Source organism: Erwinia aeris (genome assembly GCF_041224955.1).
In the GTDB taxonomy this organism is placed as follows: domain Bacteria; phylum Pseudomonadota; class Gammaproteobacteria; order Enterobacterales; family Enterobacteriaceae; genus Erwinia; species Erwinia aeris.
Window position 1 is genome coordinate 476,405 of record NZ_JBGFFX010000001.1, and the last position, 13,933, is coordinate 490,337.

Sequence of the window (13,933 nt, forward strand, 5' to 3'; positions counted from 1 at the left end):
CGGCGCTTGGTCATCTGCCGCGGAAACTGGCATAATTACTGCATTCTCCTTTTCGTCATCGATTAAAAAGGAGAATGTATGATGAATGTAATGGTGAATGATCACGAGGCCGTGGATGCAAAACGCAGATCCTTACTGAAGCTTTCCGGCATCATGGCGGGCGGCGCGGCGCTAACCGCCGGATTTAATGCTGCGACCTTTGCCGCCGCACCGCTCAGCAAATCAGCCTTTACCCCGCCCACGCCGGATCGTCCTGTCCGCATTAATTTCAACGAAAACCCGCTTGGCATGTCGCCCAAAGCGCAGGCTGCCGCACGTGATGCCGTCTTAAAAGCAAATCGCTACGCTAAAGCGGAAATTATCGGGCTGCGTCAAAAAGTTGCTGAACATCACCAGGTTTCCCCGTCAGCCATATTGCTTACCGCCGGCTCATCAGAAGGGATTCGGGCGGCGGTGGAAGCCTGGTCACCACAGGGATCGCAGCTGGTTATCCCGGAATTGACCTATGGCGATGGCGAACATTTCGCAAAGATTGCCGGTATGAAGATCGCTAAAGTTAAGATGCTTGATAACTGGGCATTTGATATTGCGGCAATGAAGGCGGTCGTAGCCAATCATCGTGGCCCGTCGCTGGTTTATCTGGTAAACCCTAATAATCCGACGGCGACTATTACCCCAGCCGACTTGATTGAACCATGGATAACCAGCAAGCCTGCCGATACGATGTTTATTGTTGATGAAGCCTACGCCGAGTTTGTTAACGACCAACGTTTCCGCTCCGTCTCGCCGCTGATTGCGCAAGGCATGGATAATATTATTCTGCTGAAGACCTTTTCTAAAATTCACGCTATGGCCGGAATGCGCGTCGGCTATGCGGTGGCGCACCCGGATGCAATTGCGCGGCTCGAAAAGCATGTTGCCGGAGAAAAGATAAATTTCTGCGGCGTTGATGCGGCGTTGGCTTCTATGGATGACCATGCGTTTATCGCATACAGCAAAAAGAGCAACGATCTTTCCCGTCAGATTTTAGTGAAAGCGCTGGACGAGCTACAGCTCCCTTACCTGCCGTCTGAGGGAAACTTTGTTTTCCACCAGCTCAGAACGCCGCTGCAAACGTATCAAAAGCGGATGGCAGAGTCTGGCGTACTGGTCGGCCGCGCTTTTCCACCAGCCGACAGCTGGTGCCGGATTTCGCTTGGTACACCGGAAGAAATGCAGTGGGTCGCCGATAAGCTGCGTGAATTCCGTAAGAAGGACTGGGTATAGTTTTTGGCTATTCTTGTATAGTTCAGGGGAGCGATGAGGCTCCCCCTGTGCTATTTATATCGCAACGCAGTTTCAACAAGCGTTTCAGTAAAATCATAAATTTCATCAAGCGTAGTAATCGGATGTCGGGTTTCAACTTTGTTTGCGTCAAACAGGCTAAGATATTTTTGGCTGCGATTCAGGTGCAAACGACATATCGGCTTTCTGTTATTATCATCTATCAGAATGCCAAAATAGCTTCGTGTATCCCTGTAAGATATCCTTTCTGAAGAGATATGTTTTCTGATAATAGATTTAACTATATGGAACCCCTCAATTTCCTCCGCTGTTGTGATAATACCGTCATCATCTTCAGGCTGAGGAGTATCGCCTTCATTAAGTAGACCATTAGAATCCTTTTCAGACTTCGTTGTTACACTACCGCTAATGGCAGATTTAAGTCTCTCATTAACCTGGTCATTCAGCCATTGGCTTGCCGCTTTTTTTGTCAAGACAAAGAAAAGTTCTTTAACCTTTTGCGTAAAAACGCCCTCGTACACGCGAGATCCTACAAGTTTAACAAAATCGTCTTCAGGATTTTGAAACTGGGCTGAGATTATCTTTTTGATTTGGCTTACATACTTAAGTTCCCCAGCGGCATTCACTATAGATTCGACATCGAAAGCGCTTCTGGTTAGCTTTAATAGCTCGGGAACAACATGTTCGTCAATGTTAAGGAGATCCAACTCAAGGAAAGGTTTCTCATCCATCTTATTAGGCGCATCCAGGTCAGTAAAAAACTTGTAGACTTGCCCATTGGTGAGGATGGATATCCTTGCAGTAGTAACATGGAAATATCTAAAAAGTTGGGAAGCATGTTTAATGTTAAGCGAGTCGCCTATTTTCTTACACTCAACAAGCATCTGAATTTCATCATCCCTGACAATTGCATAGTCAATTTTCTCCCCTTTTTTTGTGCCTACATCGCAAATAAATTCTGGAATGACCTCTGTTGGATTAAACACGTCATACCCTAATATCTTGCTTATAAAGGGCATAACTAATGCACTTTTGGTTGCCTCTTCTGTTTGGATTAAAAGTGATTGCTGCTTTATTTTTGCTGCGAGTGCGTTCAATTCATCTAAAATTTCCATTCATCACCATTAGCGTTTTAAGCCTGGACCCAGCCCCGGCTGATACTGTATTGAGATATGGTTTGATGTTAATTAAATATAAATGGCGTTTTTGACTAAAAAATTTTAAAAATGCTAAATTTTATCTTCAGCAGAAACATAAAGCTGAATATTGCTTATGATATAAGCGATGGCGCAATCTTTGTCAACAGATATAAGCGAGACGATTACCACTTATTGCGCATGACGATAAGAGTTTGGCCGAAGATCATTACTCAATTTTTTTACACTAAGGGGAGTGCCGGCCCCGATCAGGAACCGTGCACTGGGCTGATGATTTATGTAAAGCCGTCATATTTAACAGATACCGCTGGTTACCAAATATTTTATAAATGCAGCTTCAGTGAGTACAGGAAAAAATTATCTATATAAATTGAATCCATTCCCTGTCTCTATGGTGTCCTGTCATTAATCCAGCCGGATCCAGCGCCTTCCCGCCAGCACGGTCACGGCGATAATCGTGATGCCCGCGGCCAGGTGCATAATGAAATCCAGCATATGCAGATGCGTTTGATGGCACAGCGACAGCAGCATGGATGACATAAAGGCGATGCCGCCGCCCGCCAGCGCCAGACTTTTGCCCGGATAAAGCGAGCGGGAACGATGCAGCGCCGCTACGGCAATCACCATCATCGGCAGGCTGGCCGACAGCATAAACAGATAACAGTGTACGCCCTCGCCAAACTGTCCGTCGCCCGGCGGTAAGGTGGCCGTCATATTACCTAAATTAAGCGCCAGCCAGATGAGCGCCAGCAGGCCCAGCCATTTCAGACGAACAGGTGGTCGCCCGGCCAGACTGAGCGTAAACGCGCCCGCCATAGCGCCGCTGCCAAGAATAAAAGACAGCAGCAGGCTTAGCAGCGCAGGCAGCGCATCGGGCCGTGACCAGTCGGTGAATCTGCTGTGCAGCGCCCAGCTGCTTACCATGCCGCAGGGCAAGGCCAGCGCTATCCAGGCAGCCACGCGCCAGCCCGTAGGCCAGAGGCGTTTAACCGGCCGCGCCGAGTCGCTAAGTTGATCGATAAACCGATCATGATTTCTCATGATTGCTTTTTCCTGATTTGCGAAGGTTAAGCATTGCGCGATGCAAAAGCGACTTTACGGCGGCTATCGACAGATTGCTTTCCGCCGCGGCCTGAGCAAGGCTCTGTTCGCGCAGATGAACGGATTCCACAATTTCCCGCTGCCTTACCGGCAGGCTGTCCAGATAGCCATTCAGTTCATGACCATCGGTATCCGTTTCCGGCAGGACAGCAGCCTGGCGGTTTACCGCCTCCTCGTCCTGAACTTCCTGACTTCTGCCGCGCTGCCGCAGAGCGTCAATCGCCCTGGCCGAGGTAATCGCCGCTACCCAGGGCAGAACGGGACGCTGCGGATCGTAGGTATGGCGGACGCGATGGATCGCCAGCAGCGTTTCCTGAATAACATCTTCAAGCAGCGCTTCATCACTGATTTTTTGACGCGCAAAGGCGCGGATGGCAGGTACCATCGCTTTCAGCAGCCGGTTATAGGCTTCGCGGTCGCCGCCCTGCGCGCGCGCCATCAGCGCAGGCCAGTGCTGCGTCTCAGTGATGGGCATTGCCCGCCTGCAAAACGTTATCTGCCGGGCTTGTAGTCACTACGCTTGCTCACGATTTTTTCCCGTGTTCAGTGGCGCGATCCAGCGCCGAGATAACAATATTGGGCGTCAGCACCTGCGGCAGCACGACCGGTTTGCCACCGTCTGCCGGATAAACCACATAAAGCGGCAGTCCGCCCCGACCGAAATCGCTCAGCGCCTGTTCCACATCCGGATTGTACTTAGTGGAATCCGCAACCATATAGATGGTATCGGTACGCGCCATTGCTGCTTTAACAGCCTGGGTAGAAAGCGACGTGCGATCGTTTACCTGGCAGGTAATACACCAGGACGCCGTAAAGTTTACCAGAATCGGTTTGCCCTGCCCTTTAATCGCCTCGACATTCTGCGGCGTCCAGGCAACGGCTGCCGCAGCCTGTGCGGTTTCGGCGCTGTTTTGCGGCGTGGCGGTGGCGTTAAGGTTAAGCAGCGGCACCGCCACCAGCAGCAGAAATACCACGGTTGCGCTATGCAGCGCCCAGTGACGCCTGCCCATCATCTGACGTTTTTGCGCCATGCCATACAGCCAGGCGGCAAAGCTCAGCAGCAGACAGCAGGCCAGGATAGCCGCCAGCGCCGCCGAGCCGGCCTGCCGCTCCAGCACCCAAATCAGCCAGCCGACCGCGCCCAGCATCGGAAACGCCAGCCCCTGTTTCAGCGTCGACATCCAGGCGCCGGGCGCAGGCAGCACTTTCGCCAGCACCGGAAAAAAAGAAATCAGCGTAAAAGGTGCAGCAAATCCCAGCGCCAGCGAGATAAAGATAATCAGGCTGACCACCGGCGGCTGAGTCAGCGCATAGCCGACCGCGCTGGCCATAAAGGGCGCGCTACAGGGCGTCGCCACAATAATTGCCAGCGCGCCGGTCAGCGCAGAGCCGGTCAGACCGCCGCGATCGCCGCCTATTCCCCCTACCCGCTGCACCGAAAGCCCGACCTCAAAAAGCCCAAAAAGATTGAGGGCCGAGCCAAGCATCACCAGGATCAGCAGCGCGATCACCAGCGGCGACTGAAGCTGAAATCCCCAGCCGACCGACGATCCGCCCGCCCGCGCCAGCAGCAGCACGCCCACCAGCGCCACCATGGTCACCACCACGCCGAGCAGAAACGCCAGGCCTTCGGCACGAGCCTGTGCAGGCCTGTCATGATGGCGCAGCAGGCTCAGCGCCTTCAGCGAAATCACCGGAAACACGCACGGCATTAAATTCAGGATAAGGCCGCCCAGGAAGGCGGCAGCGATAGCAGTCAGCATGATAAACCTACTCCGTTATGCCGGGTTGGCCTGGCGATATTTTTTCACCGCGTCCATCGCTTTTTGAATATGCGCGTCCGGATTTTTGTCGGTATAGCTGAGCAGGATCTTGCCGTCCGGCGCAATCACATAGGAAGTGCGGTCGGAATAGGTTTTCCCTTTCATCTCCAGCGTATTTTTATATTCCGTCGCGACTTTCGCACCCGGATCGGCGGCTACGGTAAATTTATCGCGGCATTCCAGCTGGGAAAATTTAGCAATCTGATCGGTATTGCCTGCCGTCACGCCAATCACCGTCGCGCCCTGCTTGTTAAACTCATCGGTCGCTTCGGCAAAGTCATGCGCTTCCAGGGTACAGCCTGCGCTAAACGCGGCCGGGAAGAAATAGAGCACCACCGGGCCTTTTTGCAGCGCCTGCTGCAGCGAGAACGTGGTCGATTTACCGGCCAGCGCGGCATCAAGCTTAAAGTCCGGCGCTTTTTCACCGACCTGCAGGGCGGCAAAGGCGCTGGTCATGGGTAAGGTAAGCGCCAGCAGCGTGGCGGCGGTCAGGGCTTTCAGGTTCATACGCATAAACATCTCTCCATTATTCGACAGGTGAAAGGAAACCATCTCCTTAACCAGAGGTTCGTCGAACAACAGGGAAAAGTTTCGCTGAGATAAAAAAAATTTTAGCAATTCGCCTGACTGAGGCGAATTGTGTGATCGCCTTAACAGAACTACCCTTTCCTGCACGCCATTCAGGATCGGGCCTGCTTTGAACGCCCCGATACTGTCAGCCACATCAATTTTTACAGGGATACTATGACGCCGACCAGAACTGAACGCGCCGCTCAACAGAAAGTCGACAGCACTGACGTAAGCGTACACGGAGCGAGAACACACAATCTGAAAGATGTCTCACTCTCTTTCCCTCGCGATGCCATCGTCATCTTTACTGGCGTCTCCGGCTCGGGCAAATCCTCACTGGCTTTCGATACGCTCTATGCGGAAGCGCAGCGAAGGTATCTGGAATCCGTCGCGCCACACGTGCGCCACCTGATTGAGCAGGCTCCGGTGCCGGACGTGGACAACATCGACGGGTTGCCGCCGGCCGTCGCGCTCCAGCAGAGTCGCGCAGGCGCTCAGGAGCGCTCCACGGTAGGCAGCCTGACCCGTATTTCGGTCACGCTCCGCCTGCTTTTTTCCCGTGCCGGGCATTACCCTGAGGGGATCCCGTTTATGCCTGCCGAGGCGTTCTCGCCCAATAATCCGCAGGGTGCCTGTACGCTGTGTCAGGGCACGGGCAGGACGCATGAAGTGAAAGCCGATGCGCTGGTGCCTGATGAGTCGTTAAGTATTCGCGAAGGCGCGATAGCCGCGTGGCCAAACGGCTGGGGAGCAAAAAACCTGCGCACCATTCTTGAAATGCTCGACTACGACGTGGATGCGCCGTGGAAAACCTTATCGGCAAAGGACCGGCAGTGGATACTGTTTACCGATGAGCAACCCTCCGTGCCCGTGTTTCCGGATATGAATGCTAAGCAGCAAAAAGCGGCGATCGCGGCCGGGATGAAACCTGACTATACCGGCACCTACACCAGCGCCAAAAGATATCTGCTGCAAAGCTATGCCGGCGGAAAAGAGTCCGTTAAAAAGCGGCTTTCCCCCTTTATCGCCACGGCGCCTTGTCCCGCCTGTCAGGGGAAAAAGCTTAACCCAAACGCCCTGGCCGTCACCTTTGCCGGCTACGATATCGCCGGGATGGGCGAGCTGACCCTGACACAGCTGAAAACGCTGTTGCTGCCGTTTGCCGAGGGCGAGGCTGCTTCTTTGCCAAAGGAAACGGCGCTGCGGGAAGCCACCACAAGAATGGCGTCGGACATCTGCGGCCGTCTTGATCAGCTTGAGAAGCTGGGGCTGGGCCACCTTGCTCTGGGACGGCAGACCACCATGCTCTCTTCCGGAGAGCTTCAGCGGATACGGCTGGCGACCCAGCTTATTTCACAGCTTTTCGGGGTGCTGTACGTGCTGGATGAGCCTTCCGCCGGGCTGCATCCGGACGATGTGCAGGCACTGCTACATTCCCTGCGTTCGCTGCTTGAGGCCGGCAACTCGCTGGCGATTGTAGAACACAATCTTGATGTGATTGCCGAAGCCGACTGGCTGATTGAGGTGGGGCCAGGGCCGGGCCGCCAGGGAGGCGAAATCGTCTATAACGGTGTGCCGGACGGGCTGGAGAAAGTGACAGCGTCACGTACAGCGCCTTATTTGTTCAGCCAGCAGCAGCCGGGTTTACGCCAGCGTAACACCCCGGCCAGCTGGCTCAGGCTGGAACAGGTTAGCTGCAACAATATTTCCGCGCTTGATGTGGCCATTCCCCTTGAAAGCATGACCGTGATCACCGGCGTATCGGGTTCGGGGAAATCAACGTTGCTGACCCGCGTCCTGCCGGGCTTGCTGGCACGGCTGGATAACACGCCGGGGGATGAAGAGGCCGGGGAAGAAGGCGAGACGTCAGATGTGCAGGGGAACATTGTTGCCGGAGGCGACAGCCTTAAAAGGCTGATCCGCATCGATCAGCGCCCTATCGGACGCACGCCTCGTTCCAACCTGGCAACGTACACCGGCTTTTTTGACACTGTGCGTAAGCTGTTTGCAGAAACCGACGAGGCAAAACGGCGAGGCTTTACCGCGAGCCGGTTCTCTTTCAATCTGCCCGAGGGGCGCTGTCCGGTCTGCGAAGGCCAGGGGCAAATCACCATTGAACTGATGTTTATGCCGGGCGTAAGCGCGCCCTGTTCCGCCTGCGGCGGCGCCCGCTACAACGAGGAAACGCTGAAGATACGGTGGCAAAACCGAACAGTTGCTGACGTCCTCGATCTGACCGTGGATGAGGCCGTTACCGTTTTTGAAGGCAATGACACCATTCAGCGTTCTTTAACGGCGCTTACCGCCCTGGGGCTGGGATACCTGAAATTAGGCCAGCCGGCCACGGAATTATCCGGCGGCGAATGCCAGCGCATCAAGCTGGCCTGGGAGCTTCAGCGCGCGCAGCGGGGGAAAACGCTTTATCTGCTGGACGAGCCATCTTCGGGCCTCCATCCTTCCGATACGGATAAACTGCTGGGCGTGCTGGATCGGCTGGTGCAGCGTGGCGATACCGTTATCATGGCCGAACATGATATGCGCATCGCCGCCGAGGCGGACTGGGTGATCGATTTAGGGCCGGGTTCCGGGAGTAACGGCGGCCGCGTCGTGGCGGCTGGAACACCTGAAACGGTCAGCCAGGCGGCTGAGAGCCTGACCGCGCCTTATCTGGCCAGCAAGCTGGAAAAAAGAACCGCCGATCCGCAGTAAGCCTTAAAGGAGGAAGGAAAGTACCCCTTCCTCCTTTATCACTCCGGTCAGACCAGCGCCCACACCAGCCACGTCAGCGCAAAGCCGCTCAGGCCCATCACCGTGGTTAACACCGTCCAGGTTTTCAGACCGTCGACCACGGACAGCCCCAGATAGCGCGTTACCACCCAGAAGCCCGCATCGTTCACGTGCGACAGGCCCAGCCCGCCAAAGCAGGCGGCCAGCGTCACCAGCACCCTGTCCATCTCGTTTGCGCCGCCCACCGCCGACGTCAGCAAGCCGCTGGTGGTCAGGATCGCTACCGTGGCCGATCCCTGCGAGGCGCGCAGCGCCAGCGACAGGATAAACGCCGCCGGCACCAGCGGCAGATGCAGCGTTTCCAGTGTTAACGCCAGCGCTTTACCTACGCCCGACTCTACCAGCACTTTGCCAAATGCGCCGCCCGCGCCCGCCACCAGGATCACGCTGGCCGATCCCGGAATGGCGCGGCCGGTCAGATCTTCCAGCTTGTCTTTGCTCCAGCCGCGACGCAATCCCAGCAGCCACGCGGCCAGCGCCAGCGCGATAAGTAACGCTATCGGCGGCGTGCCGATCACCGTCATCACCTTACGCAGCAGGCTCTCTTCCGCCAGCAGCGAATGCGCCAGCGTACCCAGCACGATCAGCGCGATAGGCACCACGATCAGGCCAGAAATCATCAGCGCGCCCGGCGTCTCGCTCTTTTTCTCTGCGCCTTCCGGCTTCGCCATTTGCAGGCTTTCCAGTACCTCCACCGACAGCTGGAAGCGCTGGCGATTCATCGCCTTCGCCACCAAGTAGCCGACAATGCCCACCGGGATCGAAATTACCAGGCCCAGCAGCATCAGCCAGCCCATATCAGTGTGCAGGATCCCGGCCGCCGCCGCCGGGCCAGGATGCGTAGGCAGCGCCACGTGCACCGTCAGCATGACGCCCGCCATCGGCAAACCGAACTTGATCGGTGAGACGCGCGCAACTTTGCTGAAGCCGTAGATCAGCGGGATCACGATAATAAAGCCGACTTCAAAAAACACCGGGATCCCCAGGATAAACGCCGCCATGGTCAGCGCCGCTACGGTGCGCCGGATGCCCAGCGTCTTGCTGAAACGCTGCGCAAGCGACTCTGCGCCGCCCGATGCCTCAATAATCGCGCCGAGCATCGCGCCCAGTACGATGATAATAGCGATATGACCGAGCAGCCCGCCCATGCCGCTCATAATGATTTCCATGATTTTTTCAGACGGAATGCCGGTGGCGATAGCGACCAGCAGGCTCACAATCAACAGCGCAACGAAGGGATGGACTTTGGCTTTAATGACCAGCAGCAGCAGAACAACGACGCTGGCGGTCGCGATGGCTAACAGCATAGCGGTGGACATGGTAATCCTTCTATTCTTATCGTTTTAACAGACCCGGTGCAGGTAAAGGGTGAGGTAAACCGGCGCGAAGGCGCCGGGTAACACAGGCTTAGCGTTTTTTCGCCCAGGATTTAAACCAGCCAAGCCCGGCGAGCGTGCCGTTGCGTGGAATATATTCGCAGCCTACCCAGCCGTCGTAGCCCACGTCATCCAGCAGGGTAAACAGCCACGGGTAGTTGATTTCGCCCTCGTCCGGCTCGTGGCGATCCGGTGCAGAGGCGATCTGCACGTGACGATAGCGCCCAGCGTTTTCCCGGATCAGGTGGCTCAGGTTGCCGTCCACCATCTGCGCGTGAAACAGGTCGAGCTGGGTGAAGACGTTTGGCCGATCGATACGCGCCATCATCGCCAGCGTCTGATACTGGCTGGCATAGAGATAGTTGGGCTTGATTTTGGGGCCGAGCGCCTCCAGCAGGATGGTGATGCCGTGCGGCGCAAAACGGTCGGCCGCATAGTGAATATTGCTGATAAACGTCTGCTCGCAGGCCGCGCGATCCATGCCTTCCTGCACCACGCCAGCCATGATATGCACCTGCGAGACGTTCAGCGCCAGCGCATACTCCAGCGCGCTGTCGATATCGGCGCGGGCATCGGCTTCGCGCCCCGGGATCGCCGTTACGCCCCATTCTCCTGACTGCACGTCGCGCGGCGCGGTGTTAAACAGCACCAGCTTAAGGTTATGTTCATCCAGCCGCGCTTTTAGCTGTTGCGCCGGGTAGTCATAGGGAAACAGAAATTCCACGGCCTCGAAACCGGCGTCGGCCGCCGCGGCAAAGCGATCCAGGAAAGGCACTTCGGTAAACTGGGTGGAAATATTGGCTGCAAACTTCGGCATTATCGGCTCCTTAACTCGTCAACTTCGGCCTCGCTGAGGTAGCGGATCGCGCGGTCGCCCAGCGTGAAAATCAGGCGCGCCGTCTCTTCCAGCTCTTCCGTATTATCCGCCGCTTCGCGCAGCGAGCTGCCTACCACTACCGAGCCGTGGTTCGCCAGCAGAAAGCCGCGATAGCGCCCCGCCAGCGCGGCGAGATCGTCTGCCAGCCGCGTATCGCCCGGCCGGTAATAAGGCACGACAGGCACATCGCCGACGCGCATCACCACATAAGGCGTAAACGGTCGGATACAGTTCTGCCGATCCAGATCTTCCAGACAGGAGAGCGCGGTCAGATAGTGGCTGTGCAGGTGCACCACCGCTTTGCAGTCGGGATCGTTCAGATAAAGCGCCCGGTGAAAGGCGATCTCTTTGGAGGGCTTGTCGCCGGCGATCCATTCACCCTGCGGCGTCACTTTAGACAGGCGATCGCCGTCCAGTTCGCCCAGACAGGAGCCGGTCGGCGTCGCCAGCAGATTACCGTCCTCCAGCAGCACAGAAAGGTTGCCGGCAGAGCCGGTAGCGTAGCCGCGCTGAAAAAAAGAGGCGCCCAGCTTCACCATCTCCTGGCGGGCCTGTTGTTCTGTCATGATGAAAACTCCGTTTGCGCGCGGCGGAAAAACTGCTCGTCGCCAAAATTGCCTGACTTCAGCGCCAGCGACAGCGGCTGATGAATATCCCTTACCCAGGGCACGCCGGGGGAAATGGTCGGGCCGATATGGAAAGCGGTCACGTCCAGGCTCTGCGCCACCACGCCGGAAGTTTCGCCGCCCGCTACGATAAAGCGTTGCCAGCCGCGCGCCTTCAGGTTGCGGGTCACGGCGGCGAACAGGGTTTCTACCGCCTCGCTGCTGCGCTGTGCACCGTATTGCTGCTGAATAAGCTGTAGCTGTTGCGCATCCGCCGTGGCGTAAAGCATCGGCGCCAGCGGCCGGGCGTTTTGATCGGCAACCCAGTCGGCAAGCTCGCGGGCATAGTCGTCTACATTGTCCAGACAGCGGCTGACCTCTACTTCACGCGCGGGCGCCTGCTGACGATAGGCGTTGACCTGCCGGTTGGTCATCTGCGAGCAGGAGCCGGAAATCACCACCGCGCGCTCGCCGCGTGGACGCCCTGCCGTTTCGGCCTCGTTACCAAGGTTTTGCGTAGTAGCCCACTGGCGCGCCAGCCCGATAGCCAGGCCGGAGCCGCCGGTGACCAGGCGCATCTCGCGCAGCGCCTCGCCCTGGGTCAGTAAATGCTGTTCGCTGAGCGCATCCAGCACCACATAATTCACCCCGGCGGCCTTCAGCTCGCTTAGTTTTTCGCGCACCGCTTCGGCACCGAGGTCCAGCGTGGCGGCGGCAATCAGGCCCGCTTTGCCCTTAGCCTGACGCGCCATCAGGCGCAGCAGATTGCTGTCCGTCATCGGCGTGACCGGATGATGACGCATCCCCGACTCCGACAGCAGCTGTTCGCCGACAAACAGATGGCCCTGATAGACGGTGCGGCCGTTCACCGGCAGCGCCGGACAGATAGCCGTCTGCGTTTCGCCAAGCTCATATAGCAGCGCGTCGGTGACCGGGCCGATATTGCCTTTCTCCGTACTGTCGAAGGTGGAGCAGTATTTAAAATAGAAACGATCGCAGCCCTGCTCCCGGAGCCAGCGCAGCGCGGCCAGCGACTGGTCAACCGCCTGCTCAACCGGGCAGGAGCGCGACTTCAGGCTGATAACGATCGCCTGCGCGGCAAGGCTTTCCTGCTGTTCAGGCACGCCGTTAAACTGGATGGTGGCCAGGCCGTTCTGCGTCAGAAAGCTGGCGATATCGGTCGCGCCGGTAAAGTCGTCGGCAATCACTCCTAAACGCGTCATGCCTGCTCCTTGCCCTGAGGCAGCGTGATACCGCTGAAAATCTTGATCACCGCGCTGTCGTCTTCACGGCCATAGCCGGCGTTGCTGGCTTCGGTAAACATGTTCAGCGCGGTAGAGGCCAGCGGCAGCGGAAACTGCAGCGCTTTTGCCGTCTCGGCCACCAGGTTGAGATCTTTCACAAAGATATCGACTGCGGATTTCGGGCTGTAGTCGCCGTCGACCACGTGGCGCATCCGGTTCTCAAACATCCATGAGTTGCCCGCCGCATTGGTGACGACCTCATACATGGTATCCAGTGGGATACCGGCGCGGGCGGCCATCGCCATCGCTTCCGCTCCCACCGCGATATGCACGCCAGCCAGCAGCTGATGAATAATTTTTACGGTGGATCCCAGGCCGATTTCGCTGCCGACGCGGTAGACTTTTGCCGCCACCGCCTCCAGCACCGGCTGCAAACGTTCAAACGCGGCATCGCTGCCGGAGGCCATCACCGTCATCTCACCGGTTGCCGCTTTGGCCGCGCCGCCGGAAACGGGCGCGTCCAGCATCAGCAGCTGATGCTGCGCCAGCCGCTGTTCAATCTGCTGCGCGTCCTGCGCAGAGATAGTGGACGACACCATCACCACCGTCCCCGGCTTCAGCCTGGCGGCCAGGCCGTTATCGCCGAATAAAATAGCGTTAACCTGTTTAGCGTTGACCACCAGCAGCAGCACGGCCTCAAGCTGATCGACGAACCCGTCGGCGGCGGTTTGCGCATCGCGGGCGCCCGTCTGGCGCAGCGTTTCCAGCGCCGCTGGATTAAGATCGACGCCCCAGGTGTTCAGCCCCGCACGAATGCAGGAGGCGGCTGCGCCCATCCCCATCGACCCTAAACCGATTACGCAAACGTTTTGAATTGGCACCGTGGCCTCCGTTGTTAAATTAAGTGATTATTTGTTCAATGTTGTTAATCGTGCCAGCTTATCGGATGAATAAATGTGCCGCGCATCACAAATTGAAGGCGGCGAACAAAAAAGAACATTTCTTCACAAGCGCTGTCAGCACTGAATCTTGAGGCGAAAAGGCGGAACCACACCGCAGAACCGGCAAATTTTCTATTCGCGCGGCCATCCCTTTCCATTACAATGTGA

Annotated in this window: 12 protein-coding genes; 2 read left to right on the plus strand and 10 right to left on the minus strand. The window is 56.9% G+C overall.

Annotated elements, in window-relative coordinates:
- Nucleotides 1–78 precede the first annotated feature (78 nt).
- On the plus strand, nucleotides 79–1,266 hold the full coding sequence (locus AB6T85_RS02325) for a pyridoxal phosphate-dependent aminotransferase (protein WP_369894707.1): 1,188 nt from the start codon (nucleotides 79–81) through the stop codon (nucleotides 1,264–1,266).
- Nucleotides 1,267–1,316: 50 nt separating this feature from the next.
- On the opposite strand, the gene AB6T85_RS02330 is transcribed toward AB6T85_RS02325, so the two are convergent.
- The 5 genes from AB6T85_RS02330 to AB6T85_RS02350 form a co-directional block, all read right to left on the minus strand.
- Complete coding sequence (locus AB6T85_RS02330) at nucleotides 1,317–2,399, minus strand: type I restriction endonuclease (protein WP_125287582.1); 1,083 nt, start codon at nucleotides 2,397–2,399, stop codon at nucleotides 1,317–1,319.
- Between the two features lie 447 nt (nucleotides 2,400–2,846).
- Complete coding sequence (locus tag AB6T85_RS02335) at nucleotides 2,847–3,482, minus strand: DUF1109 domain-containing protein (protein ID WP_369894708.1); 636 nt, start codon at nucleotides 3,480–3,482, stop codon at nucleotides 2,847–2,849.
- Entirely contained in the window at nucleotides 3,469–4,017 is a 549-nt protein-coding gene (locus tag AB6T85_RS02340) for a sigma-70 family RNA polymerase sigma factor (RefSeq protein ID WP_369894709.1), read from the minus strand. The genes AB6T85_RS02335 and AB6T85_RS02340 overlap by 14 nt, the downstream gene beginning before the upstream one ends.
- 49 nt (nucleotides 4,018–4,066) lie before the next feature.
- Nucleotides 4,067–5,305, minus strand: coding sequence for a protein-disulfide reductase DsbD family protein (locus AB6T85_RS02345; protein ID WP_253454093.1), 1,239 nt, complete (start codon nucleotides 5,303–5,305; stop codon nucleotides 4,067–4,069).
- Between the two features lie 15 nt (nucleotides 5,306–5,320).
- Complete coding sequence (locus AB6T85_RS02350) at nucleotides 5,321–5,884, minus strand: peroxiredoxin (protein WP_253460979.1); 564 nt, start codon at nucleotides 5,882–5,884, stop codon at nucleotides 5,321–5,323.
- 225 nt (nucleotides 5,885–6,109) lie between these two features.
- On the opposite strand from AB6T85_RS02350, the gene AB6T85_RS02355 reads away from it, so the two are divergent.
- Complete coding sequence (locus AB6T85_RS02355) at nucleotides 6,110–8,644, plus strand: excinuclease ABC subunit UvrA (RefSeq protein WP_369894710.1); 2,535 nt, start codon at nucleotides 6,110–6,112, stop codon at nucleotides 8,642–8,644.
- 47 nt (nucleotides 8,645–8,691) lie between these two features.
- Here AB6T85_RS02355 and AB6T85_RS02360 read toward each other — a convergent pair whose 3' ends face one another.
- The 5 genes from AB6T85_RS02360 to ltnD all read right to left on the minus strand — a co-directional run bounded on the left by AB6T85_RS02360 (nucleotide 8,692) and on the right by ltnD (nucleotide 13,705).
- A complete protein-coding gene (locus AB6T85_RS02360) occupies nucleotides 8,692–10,041 on the minus strand; it encodes a GntP family transporter (RefSeq protein ID WP_253454097.1) in 1,350 nt (449 codons plus the stop codon).
- An 88-nt stretch (nucleotides 10,042–10,129) separates the two neighbouring features.
- Nucleotides 10,130–10,915, minus strand: coding sequence for an HPr family phosphocarrier protein (locus tag AB6T85_RS02365; protein ID WP_369894711.1), 786 nt, complete (start codon nucleotides 10,913–10,915; stop codon nucleotides 10,130–10,132).
- On the minus strand, nucleotides 10,915–11,541 hold the full coding sequence (gene otnC / locus AB6T85_RS02370) for a 3-oxo-tetronate 4-phosphate decarboxylase (RefSeq protein WP_253454101.1): 627 nt from the start codon (nucleotides 11,539–11,541) through the stop codon (nucleotides 10,915–10,917). Before otnC ends, AB6T85_RS02365 begins: the two co-directional genes overlap by 1 nt.
- Nucleotides 11,538–12,803, minus strand: coding sequence for a 3-oxo-tetronate kinase (otnK, locus tag AB6T85_RS02375; protein WP_253454103.1), 1,266 nt, complete (start codon nucleotides 12,801–12,803; stop codon nucleotides 11,538–11,540). The genes otnC and otnK overlap by 4 nt, the downstream gene beginning before the upstream one ends.
- Nucleotides 12,800–13,705 carry an L-threonate dehydrogenase gene (ltnD, locus tag AB6T85_RS02380; protein WP_301250798.1) on the minus strand — a complete coding sequence of 302 codons (906 nt, stop codon included), beginning with the start codon at nucleotides 13,703–13,705 and terminating at the stop codon, nucleotides 12,800–12,802. Before ltnD ends, otnK begins: the two co-directional genes overlap by 4 nt.
- Nucleotides 13,706–13,933 lie beyond the last annotated feature (228 nt).